The 16,379-nt window shown below is 41.1% G+C and carries 16 protein-coding genes; 14 read left to right on the top strand and 2 right to left on the bottom strand.

Going from position 1 to position 16,379, the window contains the following annotated elements; translation table 11 throughout:
* The first annotated feature begins 189 nt into the window (after positions 1–189).
* The 4 genes from pyrF (at position 190) to FC82_RS10575 (ending at position 3,323) form a co-directional block, all read left to right on the top strand.
* The gene (pyrF, locus tag FC82_RS10590; RefSeq protein WP_054761204.1) at positions 190–900 is read left to right on the top strand and encodes an orotidine-5'-phosphate decarboxylase; all 711 of its coding nucleotides are present in this window, start codon (positions 190–192) and stop codon (positions 898–900) included.
* Positions 901–902: 2 nt separating this feature from the next.
* Positions 903–1,538, top strand: a complete 636-nt coding sequence (gene pyrE, locus FC82_RS10585; protein WP_054761202.1) for an orotate phosphoribosyltransferase — start codon at positions 903–905, stop codon at positions 1,536–1,538.
* A 104-nt stretch (positions 1,539–1,642) separates the two neighbouring features.
* Complete coding sequence (locus tag FC82_RS10580; RefSeq protein WP_054761200.1) at positions 1,643–2,455, top strand: Cof-type HAD-IIB family hydrolase; 813 nt, start codon at positions 1,643–1,645, stop codon at positions 2,453–2,455.
* A gap of 70 nt (positions 2,456–2,525) precedes the next feature.
* Positions 2,526–3,323: a Cof-type HAD-IIB family hydrolase gene (locus FC82_RS10575; RefSeq protein WP_056996970.1), complete on the top strand. Its 798-nt coding sequence runs from the start codon at positions 2,526–2,528 to the stop codon at positions 3,321–3,323.
* A gap of 363 nt (positions 3,324–3,686) precedes the next feature.
* On the opposite strand, the gene FC82_RS10570 is transcribed toward FC82_RS10575, so the two are convergent.
* The gene (locus tag FC82_RS10570; protein ID WP_056996969.1) at positions 3,687–4,646 is read right to left on the bottom strand and encodes a nucleoside hydrolase; all 960 of its coding nucleotides are present in this window, start codon (positions 4,644–4,646) and stop codon (positions 3,687–3,689) included.
* A 272-nt stretch (positions 4,647–4,918) separates the two neighbouring features.
* On the opposite strand from FC82_RS10570, the gene FC82_RS10565 reads away from it, so the two are divergent.
* From FC82_RS10565 to FC82_RS10545, 5 genes are all read left to right on the top strand, one after another.
* A complete protein-coding gene (locus FC82_RS10565; RefSeq protein ID WP_056996968.1) occupies positions 4,919–5,941 on the top strand; it encodes a PrsW family intramembrane metalloprotease in 1,023 nt (340 codons plus the stop codon).
* 115 nt (positions 5,942–6,056) lie between these two features.
* A complete protein-coding gene (locus FC82_RS10560; RefSeq protein WP_056996967.1) occupies positions 6,057–7,043 on the top strand; it encodes an NAD(P)/FAD-dependent oxidoreductase in 987 nt (328 codons plus the stop codon).
* Positions 7,044–7,729: 686 nt separating this feature from the next.
* Complete coding sequence (locus FC82_RS10555; RefSeq protein WP_082620312.1) at positions 7,730–8,179, top strand: NanQ anomerase/TabA/YiaL family protein; 450 nt, start codon at positions 7,730–7,732, stop codon at positions 8,177–8,179.
* 14 nt (positions 8,180–8,193) lie between these two features.
* Positions 8,194–9,504: an MFS transporter gene (locus tag FC82_RS10550; protein ID WP_056996966.1), complete on the top strand. Its 1,311-nt coding sequence runs from the start codon at positions 8,194–8,196 to the stop codon at positions 9,502–9,504.
* Positions 9,505–9,541: 37 nt separating this feature from the next.
* A complete protein-coding gene (locus FC82_RS10545; protein ID WP_056996965.1) occupies positions 9,542–10,009 on the top strand; it encodes a NanQ anomerase/TabA/YiaL family protein in 468 nt (155 codons plus the stop codon).
* A gap of 111 nt (positions 10,010–10,120) precedes the next feature.
* On the opposite strand, the gene FC82_RS10540 is transcribed toward FC82_RS10545, so the two are convergent.
* Positions 10,121–11,128, bottom strand: a complete 1,008-nt coding sequence (locus FC82_RS10540) for a LacI family DNA-binding transcriptional regulator (RefSeq protein WP_056996964.1) — start codon at positions 11,126–11,128, stop codon at positions 10,121–10,123.
* A 561-nt stretch (positions 11,129–11,689) separates the two neighbouring features.
* Here FC82_RS10540 and FC82_RS10535 point away from each other — a divergent pair.
* From FC82_RS10535 to FC82_RS10515, 5 genes are all read left to right on the top strand, one after another.
* Entirely contained in the window at positions 11,690–12,646 is a 957-nt protein-coding gene (locus FC82_RS10535) for an NAD(P)-dependent oxidoreductase (protein ID WP_056996963.1), read from the top strand.
* Between the two features lie 99 nt (positions 12,647–12,745).
* The gene (locus FC82_RS10530; protein WP_065101475.1) at positions 12,746–13,750 is read left to right on the top strand and encodes a hypothetical protein; all 1,005 of its coding nucleotides are present in this window, start codon (positions 12,746–12,748) and stop codon (positions 13,748–13,750) included.
* A 14-nt stretch (positions 13,751–13,764) separates the two neighbouring features.
* Entirely contained in the window at positions 13,765–15,294 is a 1,530-nt protein-coding gene (locus FC82_RS10525; protein ID WP_054761198.1) for an FGGY-family carbohydrate kinase, read from the top strand.
* A complete protein-coding gene (locus FC82_RS10520; RefSeq protein ID WP_056996962.1) occupies positions 15,291–16,184 on the top strand; it encodes an L-ribulose-5-phosphate 3-epimerase in 894 nt (297 codons plus the stop codon). The genes FC82_RS10525 and FC82_RS10520 overlap by 4 nt, the downstream gene beginning before the upstream one ends.
* A gap of 19 nt (positions 16,185–16,203) precedes the next feature.
* On the top strand, positions 16,204–16,379 hold a 176-nt coding region (locus tag FC82_RS10515; protein ID WP_191982808.1), incomplete at its 3' end, for a class II aldolase/adducin family protein.

The following is a 16,379-nucleotide window of genomic DNA, read 5'->3' as shown; positions in this document are numbered from 1 at the left end:
AGCCACCTTGACGGCTAAAATGTGTTGCGATACACTATCATAAAGAGTTCTTTAATTTAGCCCTGTGAGACTAAAAAGGTGACCGGAATAACCCGCTGTTGAAATGCAATGGTTGGGGACAAACTGCGAACCGTTTAGCCGAGGGCTGGACGGTTTTTTCGTTTTTTGAAAAGAAGAAAGGTGGAGCAGATGCGGCCAATTATTATTGCGTTGGATTTTAAGACGGGTGACGAGGTTTATTCATTTATTGATCAGTTTGAACATCAGGACCAACTATTTGTGAAAGTTGGGATGGAGCTGTTTTATTTTGAGGGACCAAAAATTATTCAAGCGTTACGTCAACGTGGTATCCACATCTTTTTAGATTTAAAGTTATACGACATTCCAAACACGGTTGAACAGGCCATGTTCCAATTAGGACAGCAAGAAGTGTCGATGGTTACGGTGCATGCCGCTGGTGGGTCCGAAATGATTCGGGCGGCTAAGCGGGGGTTAGTGAACGGCGGCAAACAGGCCGGCGTGGCACCAGCCAAGCTTTTGGCTGTTACCCAATTAACGTCAACTTCTGAAGACCAGATGCAAACGGAACAATTGATTCCAGTTACTTTGAAGTCATCCGTTGTTCATTATGCGCAGTTGGCGCAGGCTGGCGGAGCGGATGGCGTCATTTCTTCCGCACTGGAGGATCCGATGATTCATGAGGCCACCGATAAGGATTTTCTGTGCATTAACCCAGGGATTCGGTTGGCCACCGACAGTGCTGATGACCAAAAACGGGTTGTAACGCCGGCCAAGGCCGCTGAATTAGGCAGTAATGGTTTGGTTGTCGGCCGTTCCATCACTAAAGCAACGAATCCGGTCGCAGCGTATCATACAATCGCAAAGGAATGGGGCATTTAAGCATGACAGTAGCAGTTGAAAAACAAATTGCAGCGGATTTACTTGATATTAACGCGGTGACACTTTCACCGAACAAACCATTTTTGTGGGCGAGTGGGATCAAATCTCCTATCTATACAGATAATCGCCGCACAATTGCGTTTCCCAAGGTTCGAACCCACATTGCTGATGGGCTGACGGCGCTCATTTCTGAACAATTCCCAACAGCAACGGTCATTGCCGGGGTTGCAACCGCTGGCATCCCGCACGCAGCACTGGCCGCCGACCGGCTGAACCTGCCGATGAGTTATGTCCGGGCAAAGCCCAAGGATCACGGGACTGGTAAGCAGATCGAAGGTCAGATCACAGCCGATGATGAAGTCGTTTTGATCGATGACCTCATTTCTACTGGCGGTAGTGTTCTTGGGGCAGCTAAAGCTGTTCAAGCCGTTGGCGCAACCGTTTTAGGTATTGTCGCCATCTTCTCGTACGAGCTGCCGGACCACGTTAAGAATTTTGCCGATGCTAAGCTTTCATTACACACTTTAACGAATTACAGCACCCTAATTGAAGTTGCCAGTGAGAAGCACGATATTAATGAAACTGAACTCGCGTCATTGCGCAAATGGCGAGAAGACCCTTGGAGCTGGGAAGGGTAATTAATAATGTTGATCAAGAAACCGACTGCGATATTTTACGCGCTAGTCGGTTTTTGTGTCTTAAAAAGTAAGCTATAATGTTGATAAACAAGGGGGTCGACCAAATGACGATCAAACTCATTGCCACCGACATTGATGGCACGTTCTTGAACGATGACAGCCAGTATAACCACACTTACTTTCAAGAATTAATGACAAAAATGACCGCACAAAATGTCCGGTTTGTTGTCGCCAGCGGTAATCAATACCCACATTTACCGCAGTATTTTGAAGATATTGACGGGGAAATCACGTATCTGGCTGAAGATGGGGCACATATCGTCCAAGATGGTCAGGCCATTAGTGAAGATCTGATTCCCCAGGCGCTTGTTCGAGAAGCTCTGCAGTGGATGGGCCAAAACGATGGCTTTAAAAATGCTTGGTTGATTCTTTCCGGCCAGCAGGCATCGTATACCGAAATTCCGGCCAGCGCGAAACGGTTTAAGCAATCCGGTTATTTCTATGGTGATCTAACATCGGTCATGGACCTGATGGAGGTCACTGACCGCATCTATAAACTGGACATCACTTGGCGGCAGTTTGACGTTTCCCAGCAGGAAACCGACTTCAACGCGGCGTTTCAAGGCCGGTTGCGCGCGACTTCCAGTGGCTTGGGCGGCATTGATGTCATACTACCGCACGTGAATAAAGCCTACGGTCTGCGTAAACTGCAAAGACTGTGGGGGATTTCTAAGGCTGAAACCCTCGCTTTCGGTGACAGTGGTAACGATGTGGAGATGCTGCAGATGGCAAAGTACGGCTACGTCATGAAAAACGCGCCGCTTGACGTCCAACGACAAGTCGGATTGGTCACTGACCGAGATAACAACCATGATGGCATGCTGCAAACTGTGGCCAAGTACCTGGAAGAACAGTAGGCAAAAACACCCCATTGGGCTATACTAATGGAGTGAAACAGTGAACAATTATCCGCAAAGGAGTTTTCGCATGATAAAATTAGTGGCGTTAGATCTTGATAACACATTACTGACAAACGATAAAAAAATCAGCACCGTCAATGAAAGGGCCTTGAAGGCAATTGCATCCAAGGGCGTTAAAGTGGTCCTGTGTACTGGCCGGCCAATTAATGCTATATGGCACTATATTGAACAGCTTGGACTAACTGGGGCTGACGATTTTACAATCACGTTTAACGGGGCGCTGGTCATCAACAATACAACGCGTAAGCCGCTGGCCCAGCAAGGCATGACCAAATCAGATCTTGCACCGCTGCACGCTTTTTTAAAGGCCAACGGGTTCCCCATGGACGTACTGAATTTTGATCAGGTTTACCCGATCTCAGATTTAACCAAATCCATCTACACACTTGGCGGCGATATTCAATTTGAACCAACGGCGTTTGCTGACCTGCCTGAACAGACCTACGCTAAGGCCGTTATTGCAGCGCCAAAAGAAGTTGTCGATGCGGTACAGGCTAAGCTGCCCGCCGACTTAAAAAAGAAATTCCATATTGCGCGGTCGCAACCAACGATTCTTGAATTCTTAAGTTTAACGACTGACAAATCCGTTGGCTTGAAGGCTTTGTTGCGTCACTTTGATGAAGACTACAGTAATTTAATGGCGTTTGGTGATGCTGAGAACGATGCAGGGATGCTAAAGGCGGCAGAAGTGGGGGTTGCAATGGCAAACGCGCAACCTGAAATTACAGCACTGACGTCGTACCACACCGGCACCAATGAAGAAGACGGTGTCGCGCAATTCGTTTCAGATTATTTTCAGGATTAATGTAGCTGAAACGAAGGTCATATGATCGATAAGCATTTAAAATGACGATCTTTTCAGCGTCAACGTGCACGAAACGTTTGCTCGCGGCCATAAAAAGACACCCAAGACTAAACTCCCAAATGGGAATTAGTCCTGGGTGTCTTTTATTCAGGGCGCAAAACTATTTTAGCCTCATTGCCGAAATGAGTTTAGTAAGGCAGGCGGCTACCGCATAAGCGAGTCTGGGTAAAAAGTCAGACCCGGATTTTTCCAGTGTCTTTGGGCTGAGTAGCGCTTGCAATGTGGTTTTTAGCCTCATTGCCGAAACGAGTTTCGCAAGGCAGAGTTGCTTATGCTCCGCCCCTAAACGCCTCGCTTCACTCTCTAGTGTTTTTCAAACAACCCAGTCAAGTAGGTCATAAACGTCTTCAAGTAGCGTTGAGCATCAACGTTGATACCAACTTTAACATTAGTATTCGGATCGTTTAACCGTGCCTGATCACCAATCGTCCGACCACGCGTACCTTCGTCAGTGGTGACCTTCATGTTCAGATCGAGTGTGGTGACGAAGCTTGGATCCAGTGCAACCCCAACGGCTAATGGATCATGCAGGGCACATCCTGGGAGCTGACCGTTTGTGACTTCGTATGCGTCGATGTAGTAATCGACGATGTCGGCAAAGGCAGTCCCGGCCTTGGTGTTCAAATCACGCCATTGTTGGGTTTCCTTGCGGGTCAACAACGTCCGAAGCGTGACGTCCAAACCAACCATCGTTGAATGCAATGGACTGGTTAACACAGCGTTTGCAGCTTCTGGGTCTTGGTTAATATTGGCTTCGGTATATGGCGTCACATTGCCTTCAACCGTTAGTGCGCCGCCCATGAAGGTGACGTTACCGATCTCATCAGCAATTTCAGGGGCCTTTTCCAAAGCTTCTGCCAAGTTGGTCATTGGACCAGTTGGCACGAGAATCAGGTCCTTGCCATACTGCTTAGCAGCGTCAATCAGGAAGTCAACACCAGAAGTGGTTTCCAGTTGACGTTTAGCAGCGGGCAGATCAACTTCACCGATCCCGTTTTTTCCGTGAATCTGTGCACTGATCGGCATCACATCAAAGTGGTCAGTGGTTGATGAATGTGATTCACCAAGGTAGACCGGCACGTCAGTCGCACCTAAAAGTTCTAGGATCTTAAGGGCGTTCTTGCCGCCTTGTTCAACTAATACATTCCCGTATGACCCGATCATCCCAATTAAATCTACATCAGGGGCACCAACCGCGTAGGCGATTGCCATTGCATCATCGATACCAGTATCCAGGTCAAGAATCATTTTCTTTGTTGCCATTAATAAAACCTCCAAAAATAAGTGTTTTTTGAAAGCGCTAAACTATACAATTTCAATTTTAAAGGAAGACTCAAGGAAACACAACCGGTTCAGGCGGAATTTTCAAGACGGTACTGCAATGATTGAAAATTTAGGTTAGAATGACAGAGTGCAACGTTGGACAGCGACGATTTTAGACAACATTAATTCGACAGTCGTTGTCGGATATTCGCAAAAATTGCTGATAACTGCATGTTTTAAACGTAAATTCTGCATCAAAAGAGGTGACACCCGTGACACAACAATTTAGTGATGAACAACTAAAACAACGCAAGCACCGCCAGAATCTTTTGGACGATGCAACTAAGGAATTGAACGAATGGACTGGCGAGAACGAAGCGGTGGAAATTCATCTGTTCCGCATGTTTTCAGAAGTTTTTAAACGGCATCAAAAAGATGAAGCGGATGCACTTTTTATCGTTGGGACGAAAACAACAACGCCGAGTTTAGCAGCTGTTTCATCTGCCCCAGTTAAACCGTGGCTTTTTTCACGTGTTCTGGCCTTACTAGGATTCAGCTTTGGCCTGCTGACGTTACTATTCTTAGTTTTTCACAGTAATAAAGCAGTTCCCGGAATGATTTTTATTGGGTCGTTAGCCGTGCCATTTTCCCTGGCAATCATGTTTTTTGAAATCAACGTTTATAAAAACATATCGGTATTTCAGGCGACTGAGGTCTTTCTCATTGGCGGCATTGCGTCACTGGTTGCCACGATGGTACTGTACGAGATCATTCCTTCAGGTAACGGAACTGATTTGATGTCAGCGTTAGCGATTGGGTTCATTGAAGAGACCGCTAAGATGCTGATTATTGGGTACTTTATTAATTCTTTCAGATTGAATTACATTTTTAACGGACTGTTAGTTGGTGCGTGTGTCGGCGCTGGATTCGCGGTTTTTGAGACTTCGGGCTACACCAGTCAATTTGGATTGGTCACGTTGTTTGTCCGCAGTTGGCAGTCGATTGGCACCCATACGATCTGGTCCGCCATTGTCGGTGCGGCCATCATTTTAGCAAAGGAACGCCGCAAACCCGTTAAGGGAAAAACGATCGTTCGCGCAAAGTTTTTAAGATTCTACGCCATGGCAATCTTGCTGCATGCGGCTTGGGATTGGCAGCCGCCGTTCCCATTTCTCAACGCATTTGATTTGCAGAAGTGGCTCATTATTATTTTGGGCTGGATCGTCATCTTCGTTTTGATCAATGCAGGATTGCGAGAAGTCCGCACATTGCAGGGGCAGCGCATTATTAATTGAGAATTGTGATTAAAACTAGGAGAATTACTTATTGAAATTGTAACCGGTTTTCCGCTACGATAGAGGATGAGTTATTCGAATTAACGAGATATTTTAGGTGAGAGGTGCGTTTGAATTGGAAAAACAATATGAAATTACCATTATCGGCGGCGGCCCAGCAGGCATTTTCGCTGCCTTTTACGCGGGATTACGGGAAGCGTCCGTTCAATTAATTGAAAGTTTACCCGTTCTTGGGGGGCAAGTAAGTGCTTTATACCCTGAGAAAACGATTTTGGACGTTGCCGGCATCCCTGGCATTCAAGCGCAAAAATTGATTGACCAGCAACTTGAACAATTAAAAAACTTCCCGGTTGATTTGAAATTGAATCAGGCGGTAACAGACATTACTAAAACGGCTGACGGTTTTGATATCGTCACATCAAAGGAAACAACTCACAGCAAGGCTGTCATTATCGCTGTTGGCAACGGCTCGTTCTCACCAAGAAAGTTAGCGATTGATAACGCTGATGAGTTTGAGGGCAAGCAGTTGTTCTATTCCGTAAATGATCTGGAACACTTCCGCGGCCACCGTGTATTGATTGCCGGCGGGGGAGATTCCGCCATTGATCAAGCGCTGATGCTGGAACCCGTTGCTAAATCAGTCGAGCTGATTCACCGTCGTGACCAGTTCAGAGCATTGGAGCACAGTGTCGCTCAGATGGAAGCGTCAAGCATCGTGAAGCACACGCCATACCTGATAAAGGCAATTGATAAGGCGGACGACGGTTTGAACGTGACACTGAAGAAGATGCATTCAGAAGATGAACTGGAAACGGTGCAGGCAGATGACGTCCTTGTCAGCTACGGGTTCACGTCGGATCACAAAGTCGTTGATGCCTGGCACCTGGACTTGGACACGGACCGCCATTTATTTAAGGTGGATTCAACAATGCAGACGAGTGTGCCTGACGTGTACGCGATTGGTGACGGCGTGACCTATAAGGGTAAGCAGGCATTGATTGCCAGTGCCTTCGGTGAGGCCCCGATTGCAGTCAATTCCATTATGCAAACATTGTTCCCAGACCGAAGAGCACCATTGCATAGTACGGCGTTGAAGAGGTAGAGAGTTGAGCAAGGCGTTTTGAGGGCGGAGCGTAAGGTACTTTGAACCGAAAAGTCCGGACCTGACTTTTTGGGTCGAAGTACCTTACGCTCCGCCCTCAGCCTTGCGGAACTCGTTTTGACACGGTTGCCCAGAAAAGACTTTTTAATTAATTATAGTTGGCTGACGCTTTGTGTAAGAGAAGGTTTTAAGAATTGCTGTTGATTTAAATAAGGGTTGTTTGGCATCTTTTTTAATATATCAGTCAAATGGCATATAAAGACAAATAGATTAAAAGTATTGTTCTCGATTTTTTGAGAACAATACTTTTTTTGCGTATTTTCAATATATTGACCACTTTTATGAATACATCAGACAATTCCAATGGTACTGACTTGTGAATAAAAAAATTTTTTAAAATAAATACATTTTGAAAATTGGAGTAGATGTCAATGTACAAACGTTTTCATTGATAGCATCATTTTAGCTTAACTATAATTCACTTTGTGAATTGGACAGCAAATGGTTGCAAATATAATTGGAATCGTTTACAATTGCTTTTGTAATTTAGTTAAGCGATTAACCTACATTTTTAATCTATATTGTTTCGTTGAATTATTTACTGTTTTATAGGTGCTGGTTGGATTCTCATTTTTTTAAATGATTTTTGTTAATCGATTAACGTCAATAAGAATGGAGGCTATAAGTTGCTATTTGTTAATTTGAATTCGTTTAATAATCAAGACTATGAACGGGTTAAAGAAGCAACTGAATTTTTAAAAAATACCGATTTGACTGCAACACCTCTAGGACGCAGTCATCAAGATGGTGAGCGTTTCTATGTTCAAACATTGGAATATACTACTGAGTCAATCGATAATTTCCAATTTGAAATTCATAATAAGCGGTTAGACCTGCATTACATCGTTGAGGGTGAAGAACGGATAGATGTTTCACCAGATACTAGTTATACAGGCCTTGCAGAATATAACAGTGATCGTGATATTCAATATGTTCAAGAACCGCAGAATATCAATCAGGTACTTCTTCACAAGGGAGATTTTGTCCTGATTGGAATGCACGAACCTCATAGAACGAACGGTTTCATTACCAAGCCGAGCAAGGTAAGGAAAATTGTTCTTAAATTAGGTAGATAAGAGGAGAAATTACTATGCAAAATACTGAGGCTGCTCACGGCAGATGGACTGCCAGACAAATTTTAGTTTTAGCTGGTATCTGGTTTGCTTTTCTAATCAGTTTTATTACAAGACTTTCTTGGTCGACTATAATGCCAAGCGCAATCGATTCATTGCATTTTACCGTACAACAAGGAAACAATTATCTTACAGCGTTTTATATTGGTTATGCGATTACCGTTCTTCCCGGAGGAATGTTAGCAGACAAATTTGGCTATAAGAAATTATTGATGGCTGCTGTGCTCGGTAATTTAGTAATGATGACCGCCATGGTGTTTATGCGAGGCTATTGGGATGGATTGGCTTTACGTTTCATCCTCGGTTTAGTAAGTGGACCAGATTTATCAGCATGTCTAGGGATTATTACAGAATGGTTTGATGGTAAAAAACGTGCGACTGCGACTGGTATATTTAACACCTGTACATCATTCGGCTTAACCGTTATCAATTTATATGCTCCATCTGTGATGGTTCATTATGGCTGGCGTGCGGCTTTAGGTGTAACCGCTGTCTTTCCTTTGGCAGCATTGATTTTTGCTTATTTTGCGATCAAAGGAAATCCGCCATTTCCTCAACAATTTAAAATTAAGGAAGCAAATGGACAAATTGAAGAAGAAACAGCAATTCAACGTTTGAAAAAAGCAATTAATAATCGTAGCGTTTGGATGCTAGCAATTACTGGTCTTTTCGCTACTGGTGCCAAGTGGGGTGTAACAAACTGGGCTAACCTATTTATGGTGAAAAGCCTTAAGTTTAACGTTATTACCGCTGGTGTTGCCATGTCAATTTTTGGGATCACATCTGTTATTTCAATGATTGTAGCGGAATGGATTTCTGATCATTCGAAATGGTCTCGTCATGTTTGGGCTGCAATTTTTATGGCGATTTTCACACCGACTATTATTGGGTTTACGTTCATCCCTCATGGAAACATTGTCATGTTGTACTTCTGGACAGGTGCGATGGGTGTTGGAGCATTTATGTTTAGTACCATCACTAATAACCTTTCGGTAGAAGTTGCGCCAGCAGATCAACGTGGTACTGTATCGGGCTTTATCAACGTCTTTAACCAAGTAGGCTCATTCTTAGCGCCTGTTTTATTAGGCCAGATTTTGGCATCGACGGGTAGCTATGTGTCATCGTATTTGATTATTGCAGTCTTTCCACTTATTGCCGTTGTTGCTTTACTGTTTGTTCGAGAATCAGATGCAGACAAAAATAGTCAAGCGAGCAGTGGCCAGTCAGAAGTAACTTCAGCGGTTGTTGATCATGTTAATGGCCGTTAAAAAAAGAAAATATATTTGAATAAGGAGAAATATAATTATGGAATTCGGTTTAAGTAAGAACCATCAGCGTAACGAAAAGGTAGAAAAACGCATTCAGACTGCTCTTGATTGGTTAGATGCACGGTCGACGGACGAATTATTAGCTGAGCCACTAGGGCCTAAGGAAATTGCCGAAGGAGTGGAGCTCCGCTTTCAAGAATATGATACTCGTGATTATGCAGGAATGGATTATGAAACTCATCGTAAGCACATTGACATTCATTACATGATTAAAGGTGCCGAATGGGTTCGGTGGGCTGACGATGGAGATGCGGCAGCTACTGATGAATATGACCCAGAAGAAGAAATTCAGCATTTTGGTCATCCAGCATTTCACAGTAAGGCGTTACTCACAGACCGGCACTATGCAATTTTTGACCCAACCGATTTACATGCTGCACATGGTATGGTGAATGGTAAAATTGGGCACAATCATAAGCTTTGTGTTAAGATCGCGATTGATTAATAAAATTCGGCTTAGTTAAAAAGCACTCACTGAGTATTTTCAGTGAGTGTTTTTTATTCAACAAAAAAAGCTTGAAATCCACAAATGGAATCAAGCTGGGGAAATATATATTTAGAAACTATCACGAATAATAAGCTGTGTGGCGATTGTTTTCACCTTAGGGGATGGTTCGCTATTATAAGAAGTACCTAGTTTGTCTTTTAATAATTCCATTGCTTCACATCCAATAGCAAATGAATCCTGACGTATGCAACTGATAGCGGGTTTCATAAGTTGCATCCAATCAAATTCCTCATAGGTAGCTACTCCAAAGTCACGTGGATAAGTATAGGACATTTTTTGCGTTGCCTTTAAAAATTCTTGTAGGACGCGTGAATTCATAGTAAAGAAACCGACTTTCTTATCCGGATCGCGAAGGATGATTTTTATTCTTTTTTCTAAACTGGTGTCCTTTGAGGAGTCATAGTTATATGGAATCGTCACTAAATGTTCATTATCGGAATAACCGGTCGCTTTATTAAAACCGGCATATCTATTTAAACGGGTGCTAATGCCGTCTAATGGCCAAGTAACAAAATACAAGTCAGTATAATTTTTTGATAACATCTTTGAAGTCATTTTTTGTACTGATTTCATATTGTCTGTGATGATTGTGTCAATGATGCTTCGTTGTGATTGACGGTCAACGATTACGGTAAAAGAATTTGATAGCTGATTATAGATGTTATTGTTAGGATTTACGGGATCAATAATTAATCCGGCAACCTCGTCCTCTCGTAACCGATTGATATTTTCAATCTCTCGTTGTTCGTCATTATTTGAATTAGTGAATACCATTTTGTACCCATACTGCTCACATTTTTCAGAAATTCCTGAAATAACAGGGGAAGTAAATGGGTTTGTGATATCTGCTACAGAAACCCCTATAGTTTTGTTTTCATTTTTGGCGAGATTACGCGCCGTTGTACTTGGATGATAATTGGTTTTGTCAATAATTCCCGCTAATTTTTTTTGGGTGGTTGATGACATTTTTGCATAATTACTGTTCAGGTAGTTAGAGACAGTCGCAGTTGAAACGTCTGCTAGTTTGGCAATATCTTTTATTGTAAATTTATCCAAAATAAACCTCCTACTGTTTGAAATTGATTTTTAAGCCCATCGATTTCTTCAAAAATAAAAGACATGTCAACAGGAATGCTTTGCTGAAATCCGATAACTATTATACTATTTTAGCACTAAATATAATTTATACTACAAAAAAGCGGTGAACCGATTAACTAGTCTTTTTTTTTTAATTTTTTTAAATGATGTCTTGATTTAAAATAATAATAATCTGTAATAACTTGTTTTATAAATCGTTGAATGAACACCGTGGCATCAGCATTTATGCACTATAAGATACTCAGTCCAACAGTAATATATGGTTTTTTTTCACATTAGAAGCTAAATTATCTTGCAGAAAGCGTTGACAAAAGCGATGTTAGGTTATAAGATTCAAGTGTAAGTTAGTTAATCGCTTAACCAAATTATATTGAGTTCTTAAATTACGTTGTTTTATTTTTCATCGATCATTGTTGGTTAACTTTTTCCAAGTACCGAAAAAATGAAATCACAAATGATTATAAAGGTTTTGGTTGTGAACTTTAGATAAATCTGTTAACTAGAAATGGAGATTATACCATGAGCAAGGCAAAAGTATTAGTTACTGGAATCATTCCTGAAGAAGGACTTGAAGAATTACGTAAGACATTTGATGTTACTTATGAACCTGAAAAAGAAACTCGCGATTGGATTCTTAGCAATTTGTCCAATTTTGACGGGCTACTGTTAATGGGGACAAAAGCTGATCGTGAGTTAATCGATGCCGGGACTAACTTAAAGGTTATTACTGCTAATGGTGTTGGTTTTGATCATATCGATACAAAATATGCCAAGGAGAAGGGCATCGTTGTTTCCAATTGTCCTATGGGTGTCCGGGTTCCAACTGCTGAAATGACTTTTGCCCTGTTGTTGGCAACAGTAAGACGGTTATCTTTTTATGACAAGGTAGTCAGAAAAGGTGATTGGATTGATGTTTCAGAAAAACAATATATGGGCATGAGCCTTCAAGGAAAGACATTAGGCGTATATGGAATGGGTCGTATTGGTTCAGAGGTAGGCCGTTTCTGCCAAGCACTCGGAATGAATGTTATTTACAATGATGTTCGTCAATTAGATTCTGAATTAGAGAAGAAATTAGATGTAAAATATGTTGACTTTGATACTCTGATTAAAACCTCTGATGTTATAACGCTGCACGCACCAGCATTGCCGTCAACAATTGGTATATTCAACAGTGGAGTATTTAGCAAGATGAAAAACACTGCTTATCTTGTGAATGCAGCTCGAGGGGTTTTGGTTAAAGAAGCAGATTTAGTTGATGCTCTAAAAAACGGACAAATTGCTGGAGCCGGTTTGGATGTATTTGAAAACGAACCAACTGTATCGGAAGATTTGCGATCCTTGGACAATGTTATCATGTCACCGCATGCAGGGACTGGGACTTTAGAAGCGCGTACTGCAATCGCTCAAGAAGCATCGCAAAATTTAATTTCTTTTCTACAGGACGGAAAGCCTTTGAATCAAGTAAATGCGTAGATTGCCAAAATAGGTTGAGAATTTATTTTCAACCTATTTTTAAAGAATTTTAGTTAACCGATTAACCAAGGACATCATTTCAAGATGGAGGATATAATTTTGAAATTCAACAAAATTTTTAATGATGAATTAGATCACTGTTATGCAATTATGCGTTTAAAGAACGAAGATAAAGACTTTGTTGTGGTTGCCTCTGAGGAAGAGAAACCATGCTATGCGTATGATTTAAATAATAACTATGCTCGCACTGTGGTTTGGCCTGACGTTGGTGGAACAATGACTATGGTTCAGATTCCCAACACCTTAAATTTTCTAGCTACTCAAAGATTTTATCCTGGGTTTAATTCGGCAGCCTGCAGAATTGTTAAGGAAACGTTTAATGGCGTTACATGGGATCAAACTGTTGTTGGTGAATTTCCATATATTCACAGGTTTGACATTATAAAAAAACAAAGCGGTTCTGGGTATTGGTACATTGGTTGCTCCATTGCAAATTCCAAGAAAGATACTGATGATTGGACCGATCCAGGAAAAATTTGGGTTGGTGAATATGATGATTCACTTTCTAAAGTGGAAAATTTAAAAGCTCTTAGTCTTTCTCTAACGAAAAACCATGGCTACAAACGTATGAATGGCTATTCACTCATTACTGGTGTTCAGGGTATATATAAATTAACTCATCCGACTGAATCGAAAGATTGGCAACTGGAACAATTGTCTGATATTGAAACTTCAGATATTTATAGTGCTGATATTAATGAGGATGGAAAAGAAGAATATCTGACAATTGAAGGGTTTCATGGACCTTATTTACGAATTTCAGACAATAATTTTAAGTCCATCTACAGAAGTGAAGCCGATACGCCTTTCGGCCATGCAATTTGGGGTGGCAAATTAGGGAATAAAGATTACTTCATTTTCGGATGGCGTGCAGGGAAACAAAACTTGGAACTCATCAGTAGTGATCGTTTAGATTCACAGTTAATTGATCAACAGGTAGGCCCAAGTAATGTGACCGTTTTTGAAAAAAACAACAAAAAATACTTGTTATCAGCTAATCGTGAAGCAAATCAGGTAGCTATTTATGAAATAGAAGTTGAATAGGATGGCGAAATAACATGGCAAATTATCTAACCATTGATAATGGTGGAACGAATACTAAAGTTGCAATTTTTAATGAAAATGGTGACCAACTATCCTGTTCATCATTTCCAACAAAAGGGCGTGAGCGGAAGCCAGGTTTCCATGAAATTCAATTGGGTAATCTTTGGCATGATTTAGGCATAGCATGTCATGATTCTATTGCTAAGGCGAATTTGTCGAAAAATGATATAGATGGCGTTTCTACTGTTGGTCATGGTAAGGGTCTCTACGTTTTAGGTAAAAACAACGAGATATTCATGGATGGTATTTTATCTGCTGACAGTCGTGCTGAAAAATATGCTGAGCATTTTGAAAGTAAAGTTCGACAAATTTTTGACATTAGCCATCAACACGTAATGGCGAGTCAGGCACCAGTCATTTTACGATGGATCAAAGATAATGAACCAGAAAATTACAATAAAATAGGAAAAATTCTTTCGAACAAAGACTTTATTCGCTACCTCATTACTGGGGATGTTTTCCAAGAAATTGGTGATGCTTCTGGGAACAACTTCGTGAATTTATCCACTGAGGATTATGATAAAAAATTATTTGATTTCTTTGGCATTTCCGAAATGTTTTCCAAAATGCCCAAATTGGTGAAAGCAACAGATCAGTGTGGGGTAGTCTCTAATAGCGCAGCAAACGTGTTGGGAATCCAGGTGGGTACGCCGGTATTCGGAGGCATGTTTGACATTGATGCCTGTTCTATTGCCACTGGCGTCTTAGATAGCAGTAAATTCAGTTTAATTGCGGGAACATGGAATATGAACTTGTTTCCTTCAGACGCAATGGCATCATTTGATAGTGGATTAATGAATTCAATTTTTCCAACTGGTAAAAAGCTGATTGAAGCATCTAGCCCCACTTCTGCTGGAAATTTAGATATTGTAATTAAAATGTTAATGACTGCTGAAATAAGAGATGCAAAAGAAAATAACAAAACTATTTATGATGACCTTGAGATTTTTTTAGAAAATACAGATGCTAAATTTTCAAAACTGATCTTCTTTCCGTTTTTATATGGCAGTAATTCTGATCCGAATGCTACTGGTTCATTTATAGGAATGCAGAGTACCACAACGAAATCAGAAATGATTCGGGCTGTTTATGAAGGCATCGCTTTTGCTCATCGAGTTCACGTCCAATCGTTATTAAGAGTACTTGGGCATAAACCGGAAGTTATTCGAATGTCAGGTGGCGGCACTAATTCTCCAAGCTGGGTTCAAATGTTTTCGAATATTTTAAATATGCCAATTGAACTGGTTGAGGCAAACGAACTCGGTGGATTAGGCGGAGCAATAACTTCAGCAGTAGGTTCTGGATTCTATAAAAATATGGAGGATGCCGTCTCCAACATGTCACGAGTTAAACAGAGATTTGAACCTCAAGCTGATCAATTTAAAATTTATGATCAAAAGTATGAAGCGTATGTGTCACTTACCCAAGCCTTGGATGGGCATTGGGGGCTTTTGAAATCGTTTCAAGAAGGTGTGGAAGAATGACTGTAAACGCATTAGGTATATACGAAAAAGCTCTTCCTCAAGATTTATCTTGGGAAGAAAAATTTAATTTAGTGCATCAATTAGGTTTTAATTTTTTAGAGTTTTCGATTGATGAGAGTGACGAAAGATTAGCTCGGTTAGATTGGTCAAAGAAACAACGTGAAGACTTTAGAAATGCCATGTGGAAAACCAATAGCCGGATTAACACAATGATGTTGTCGGGGCACCGCCGCTTTCCTTTAGGTTCTTCGGATCCTGATGTTCGCAAAAAATCTTTAGAGATGATGCAAAAAGCTATTGATTTAGCGGTGGATCTCGGCATTCGTAATATTCAATTAGCCGGATATGATGTCTATTATGAAAAAAAGACTGTTGAGTCTCGCGAATATTTTGTTGAAAATCTCAATAAATGTGTTGAAATGGCGGCTAAGAAACTAGTGATGTTATCTATTGAAACAATGGATGATCCGTTTATTAATTCATTGGCAAAAATCAGTCATTATAAGGAAATGATTCCTAGTCCTTGGTTACAGGGCTATCCAGATCTTGGAAACATTACAGCTTGGCCAGAAAATAATGTATCTGAGGACTTGGAAGAAAACCTTTCATCAGTGGCTGCCATACATTTAAAAGATACTCTTGCCGTTACGCCAACTTTTAAAGGACAATTTAAAGAAGTTCCCTTTGGAAAGGGTTGCGTTGATTTTGAGGGATGTCTACGTTTGCTTACACGATTAAATTATTCGGGTAGTTACACTATTGAAATGTGGACTGGGAAGAATAATAATGCAATTGATGAAATCAAAAATGCTAAAAAGTATTTTGATGATCTATTTAATAAAGTTGGTATTGAACAAGAACAAAATCAACAGTTTTCCGCAACCCACTAAATTTGAAGGAGTAAATCATATGCTTGAAGAGTTAAAACAAGAAGTTTACGAAGCCAACATGCAGCTTCCTAAATTAGGTCTCGTGACCTTTACTTGGGGCAACGTTTCCGGGATTGATCGCGAAAAGGGCTTGTTTGTTATCAAGCCTTCCGGTGTCGACTATGACGCCTTAAAGCCAGAAGACTTGGTTGTTGT

Origin of the sequence: Secundilactobacillus collinoides DSM 20515 = JCM 1123 (assembly GCF_001435975.1) — a bacterium.
Classification (GTDB): domain Bacteria; phylum Bacillota; class Bacilli; order Lactobacillales; family Lactobacillaceae; genus Secundilactobacillus; species Secundilactobacillus collinoides.
The sequence above is the reverse complement of the archived record's forward strand: the minus strand, read 5'-3'. Positions and strand labels throughout refer to the sequence as shown.

Coding starts and splice junctions, on each gene's coding strand:
- FC82_RS10580 (WP_054761200.1), top strand. CDS start 1,643: ATGACGATCAAACTCATTGCCACCGACATTGATGGCACGTTCTTGAAC.
- pyrF (WP_054761204.1), top strand. CDS start 190: ATGCGGCCAATTATTATTGCGTTGGATTTTAAGACGGGTGACGAGGTT.
- FC82_RS10545 (WP_056996965.1), top strand. CDS start 9,542: ATGGAATTCGGTTTAAGTAAGAACCATCAGCGTAACGAAAAGGTAGAA.
- FC82_RS10570 (WP_056996969.1), bottom strand. CDS start 4,646: ATGGCAACAAAGAAAATGATTCTTGACCTGGATACTGGTATCGATGAT.
- FC82_RS10550 (WP_056996966.1), top strand. CDS start 8,194: ATGCAAAATACTGAGGCTGCTCACGGCAGATGGACTGCCAGACAAATT.
- FC82_RS10525 (WP_054761198.1), top strand. CDS start 13,765: ATGGCAAATTATCTAACCATTGATAATGGTGGAACGAATACTAAAGTT.
- FC82_RS10535 (WP_056996963.1), top strand. CDS start 11,690: ATGAGCAAGGCAAAAGTATTAGTTACTGGAATCATTCCTGAAGAAGGA.
- FC82_RS10520 (WP_056996962.1), top strand. CDS start 15,291: ATGACTGTAAACGCATTAGGTATATACGAAAAAGCTCTTCCTCAAGAT.
- pyrE (WP_054761202.1), top strand. CDS start 903: ATGACAGTAGCAGTTGAAAAACAAATTGCAGCGGATTTACTTGATATT.
- FC82_RS10575 (WP_056996970.1), top strand. CDS start 2,526: ATGATAAAATTAGTGGCGTTAGATCTTGATAACACATTACTGACAAAC.